This window comes from Actinomyces sp. HMSC08A09 (assembly GCF_001807465.1).
Taxonomy (GTDB): domain Bacteria; phylum Actinomycetota; class Actinomycetes; order Actinomycetales; family Actinomycetaceae; genus Actinomyces; species Actinomyces oris.
In genome coordinates this window covers 1-3,640 of the sequence record NZ_KV789156.1, presented here as the reverse complement: position 1 = coordinate 3,640, position 3,640 = coordinate 1, and the positions used below count along the sequence as shown (strand labels likewise).

Annotated in this window: 2 protein-coding genes and 1 tRNA gene; all 3 read right to left on the bottom strand. The window is 70.6% G+C overall.

Going from position 1 to position 3,640, the window contains the following annotated elements; translation table 11 throughout:
- Window positions 1-309: 309 nt before the first annotated feature.
- Window positions 310-395, bottom strand: a tRNA-Ser gene (locus HMPREF3165_RS11785).
- Window positions 396-601: 206 nt separating this feature from the next.
- Window positions 602-1,951, bottom strand: a complete 1,350-nt coding sequence (locus HMPREF3165_RS11780; protein WP_070513780.1) for an AGE family epimerase/isomerase — start codon at window positions 1,949-1,951, stop codon at window positions 602-604.
- Window positions 1,952-2,096: 145 nt separating this feature from the next.
- Window positions 2,097-3,638, bottom strand: a complete 1,542-nt coding sequence (locus HMPREF3165_RS11775) for an ABC transporter substrate-binding protein (protein WP_370991912.1) — start codon at window positions 3,636-3,638, stop codon at window positions 2,097-2,099.
- Window positions 3,639-3,640: the final 2 nt, after the last annotated feature.

Sequence of the window (3,640 nt, the reverse complement as noted above, 5' to 3'; positions counted from 1 at the left end):
CGCTTGACACACCACATAGGGGCACCCCCCGTTCGTCAGTTCGGTATCGCGGAAGGTGCCTCTCTTGGTCATCACAGTGTCGTCACCACATTAAGGTCGAGGCCTCTCCCCAGCTCTCCCACTATTGACGTAGATGCCATTGCTGAGATGGCTGACCGCTGCGTCAGACCGATGCGGGACTGGCTCTCGAGCTGGAGAATCATCAGGTTGCACTCGATGGCCGCCGAGCTCACCGGCAACGAAAACGCCGCCACACTCACCCAACTCATAACACCTCGGTGAGTTTTAGTTGGTACTGCGGTACTTGAGCGGAGAGGGAGGGATTCGAACCCCCGGTGCGCCAGGCGCACAGCGGTTTTCAAGACCGCCACATTCGGCCGCTCTGTCACCTCTCCAGGCCGCACCCACCGGGCGCGACAGGCATAGACCCTACCATCCCGGCGGGCCCGCGGTCACTGCGAGCCCACCGGTCGCCGACGTCGCGGTCGTACCTTAGGTCTCGCGTTCGAGGGGTAAGGGTACGACCGCGCGACCTACCCTACGAACGCGCGGCCCGACCGCACCGCTGACCCGCGGCCCAGCCCCACCTCAGCACCGGCCCCTAGGCCCGCCCGAAGAACCCGCGCCGGTGCGGTTTGCTGGCGCGCGCCGGCAGCAGCGAGTTCGGCTCGTCGAGCCGCCCCTCGGCCAGGGCCTGCCCGATCGCCGGCCACACAGGCAGGCGCGCCATGAGGGTGGCCTGCAGGGCGTGGTAGATGTCCGGGTGCCCGGCCCAAGTGCGGGTTGAGGGCCGGTTGTCGCGGTCGAGCTCATGGGTCCACACCCCGGGCGCCTCGATGAGGAACTCCTCGGCGTAGTCGATCCAGGCCCGATAGCAGTGCTCGTAGTGCTCGACGTCGATCTCCCCACGCCCGTCGTCGAGCAGGGCCTGGCGAATGGCGGCCGACGCCGAGATGCCCTCGCAGACCACCCAATGCATGCGCTCATGCACCACGGGCTTGCCGTCGAAGTCCGTGGTGTAGACGAATCCCGGGGCGCCGTCCACGCGCCAGCCGTCGGTGCGGGCCTGATCGAAGATGTTCTCGGCGGCCTCCAGCATCCACTCCGGCGCGCTCATGGAGCGGTTAATGAGCGCCCCGCGCAGCTGCACGGTCAGGCGCGCCCACTCCAGCCCGTGGCCCGGCGTGACGCCGTAGGGCCGGAAGGGATGGGCGGGCTCGTCGCGGTTGTAGTCCAGGCGCGGTTCCCAGGAGGTGGAGTAGTGCTCGGGCAGGCGCCAGCCGTGCTCGCGGGCCTGGACGTTGACGGCGAAGTCGGTGATCTTCAGGGCCCGCTCCAGCCAGCGCACCTCACCGGTGACGTCGGCGGTGGCCAGGTAGGCCTCCACCGTGTGCATGGCGGCGTTGATGCCCCGGTAGTCCTCGGGGTCGGTGAAGTCGGCGGCGTAGGACTCCACCGGCATCTGCTGGCCCTCGTCCCACCAGTAGCGGTCCTGAATCTCGATGGCGTCGCGCAGCAGCTCGTGGCCACCGGGCCGGTCGGCGGCCGTCGCGGTGGCGGCGGCCAGGAGCACGAAGGCGTGCTGGTAGCACTCCTTACGGGCGTCGCCATCCACCGGGACGCCCTGTCCCTCGGCGTCGGGCTCAGAGCCGATCGCCGAGTACCAGCCGCCGTTGACCGAGTCGCGCAGAGGACCGTTGAGGGCGCGCACGCCGTGGTCGGCGTAGCGGCGGCAGCCGGGAATCCCCATAAGTGCTCCCAGGGAGAAGGCGAAGGTCATGCGACCGGTGACCCACAGCTCAACGGGATGGGCGGGGTCCACCTCGCCGTCCCGACCGATCCACCCGAATCCAGTGGGCACCTGCGCGGCGCGCGCATAGTGCAGCAGCGCGTGCGTCTCGTAGGCCAGCCAACGCTTGTGCTCGGGGGCGCCGAACCATCCCAGTCCCATGAGTCCTCCTTGAATCGCTGGGGATCCAAGGCTATCGACCCGCCTGACGCGGATCAATGCTCCGTAGCGCTCGTGAGCGGCTCACTCCCACCCGACGGCGCCCCGCCCGAGACCGGCTGCACGGCCCGGCACCCCGCCCGGGGCGCTATTTCTGCTTGGGCCAGGCCGCCTCGGCCTGCTTGAGCGCCTCCTTGGGGGTCACCGTCCCGGTCGACCACCGGCTCAGCCCGACCCACAGGGCGCTGCTGCCCACACCCACCGGCATCGAGTCCGAGGCATCCATCTCCACGGTCGTCTGGCGCGACTGGAGCAGCCTGGTGGCGCGCCGGCCGACGTCGCTGGGCGCCAGGTCCGGGTCAACACCCTGGTTGGCGGTCGCCACCCCGCCCATCGCCATCCGCGTGCGGGCCCACTCCTGGGAGGTCAGGTACTCCATGACCGCGCTGACCGCGTCCGAGCGGGTGAAGGCCACGAGGTAGTCGGTCCCCACCAGTACCGATTCCGAGCCGCGGTCCGCCGCCGGGGTGACGAAGGCCGAGACCTTCGTTCCAGACGAACCCGCTGTACTCGTCGTGCCCGCTGCGGTGGCCGTGCTCTTGGCCGACGCCGTCGCCCCAGTTGCCCCGGCCGTCCCGTCGCTGCCGGCGGTGGGGCTCGCGGTCGGGCGGGGGGCCTGGACCGTCACCGGGTTGGCGCCGTCGGCGTCGGTGATGACAGTGCCCTCGGGGAAGCGGCTCTCGAAGGAGGAGGAGGCGTGCAGCATGAGGCAGCTGCCCTTGGCCAGGTCGGCCCCGGCCTGCGCGGGGGTGCGGGAGATGACCGAGCCGCGCCCACCGACGACGCGCCCGTTGTCCAGGACCAGGGAGTTGACGGCGCCGAGGGCCTCGACGGCGTTCGAGGAGTCGACGGGAACCCGGTGTGAGGCCCAGGTCTCGTAGACGCCGGGCCCCTGGGTGGCCAACAGGGCGTCCTCGAGCCAGTCGGTGAGGACCCAGCCGGTGGACTCCCCGTCGGCGGCGCCCACGCACCAGGGCGTCACGGAGCCGTCGGGGTGGTCGGAGCGGATCTTGCTGGTGAGGGCCTCCAACTCGGCCCAGGTGTCGGGCACCTCGTAGCCGGCCTTGGCGAAGGCGTCCGGCGAGTACCACACGAGGGACTTCAGCGAGACCATGAGCGGGGCGCCGTAGGGCACGGAGGCGTGGATGCCGACCTGGATCCAGTGCCGGTCCCAGCCGGCCTCCACGTTGCTGTTGACCTGGTTGGGCAGCGGGTGGACGACGCCGGTGTCGACGAGCTCAGCCACCATGGCGGGCTGGGGCACGATGGCCAGGTCCGGCAGGTTCTCCGGGTTGTCCTGGCTCGACGGCGAGGCCCCCGAGCTGGTGGACAGGTTGGCTCCCGAGCCGTTGAGCAGCTGGGAGCGCAGCTCGGTGGTGCCGGTGTGCTCGACGTTGATGCCCGTGCAGCTCTCGAACTCGGCCACGGAGGCCTCGAAGCGCTCGGCCTCGGTGCCGGTCAGGCTGCTGGAGATGGTGACGGTGGCGCCCTTGTGGCCCTGATAGGCCTGGTAGGCGGCGCAGCCGGTGGCCGACGCCGAGCCCGTCCCGCCGGCGGAGCAGGCGGCGGTGGCGGCGGCCACCAGGGTCAGGGTGCTGGCGGCGGCCAGGAGGCGGCCACCTCGGCGCAGCC